The organism is Streptococcus sp. HMSC074B11 (assembly GCF_001808705.1).
GTDB lineage: Bacteria > Bacillota > Bacilli > Lactobacillales > Streptococcaceae > Streptococcus.
Genome location: NZ_KV794221.1, coordinates 1 through 494 on the forward strand (window position 1 = coordinate 1; position 494 = coordinate 494).

The 494-nt window shown below is 35.0% G+C and carries 1 pseudogene; it reads left to right on the forward strand.

Annotated features, from left to right (window positions below):
- Positions 1-494 (forward strand): annotated as a pseudogene (locus HMPREF2619_RS00525) (hypothetical protein); the annotation flags it as partial.

A 494-nucleotide genomic window follows, 5' to 3' on the forward strand; every position in this document is an offset into this window, starting at 1 on the left:
CCAATCATTGATAATAAAGTATCAGTTATTATTAAAGGAGTTCCGAAAAATTTTGGTGCATTTGCAATCGATGTGACGAATCAGACAGTCTCTTCTAGCTCAATTGATGTGAATATTTCATCGCCATCCAGTGATTCTAAAAAGGTTTCTCAGAAGAAATCTGGAGAAGAGGACACTGTACAATTCTTTGTAACTCCTCAAAATCCTCAGCTTGAAATCAAAGCTATTGAAGTTGTCTCCAGAGAAGAATTTACTCTTCAGGAAATCGAAAAAGAGATCAATTTCCAGAATGAACAGTCTCAAAAATTGACAACATCAATTTCTCAATTGAAGGAATCTATTGAAGATGATAACTCACGAAAAGCGAGTCTTCAAGCAGAAGCAAAATATCTAACAGGTGATGATCTCGAAGCCAATCAAAAGAATATTGCTACGCTGGATACAAACATTGAAACGAAGAATAGAACCATCGAAACAGCCTATAAAAACATTGA